Raw genomic sequence first — 245 nt, forward strand, 5'->3', positions numbered from 1 at the left:
GTGTTCGTCCCGCTGACGATCGGCTTCGTCGTGCGCACGCTGCCGCCGCGGCTGATTCCGTTCGGCATTGCCGCGTACGCGATGAATCTCGAGATGTCGCTGAACCTGTCGGCCACGCTCGAAGGCTGGTACAGCGAACACCTGAGCTGGCGCTGGCTGTTCTGGCAGAACGCGGCGCTGACCGTGCCGTTCATCGCGTGCCTGATGGTGTCGCTCGCCGACGAGCCGGTCCGCCGCTTCGCATC

At 66.1% G+C, this 245-nt stretch carries 1 pseudogene; it reads left to right on the plus strand.

The window, feature by feature from the left end:
• Nucleotides 1–245 (plus strand): annotated as a pseudogene (locus SB816_RS34185) (MFS transporter); the annotation flags it as partial.

Source organism: Achromobacter sp. SIMBA_011 (assembly GCF_046535435.1).
GTDB classification, from domain to species: domain Bacteria; phylum Pseudomonadota; class Gammaproteobacteria; order Burkholderiales; family Burkholderiaceae_B; genus Achromobacter; species Achromobacter dolens.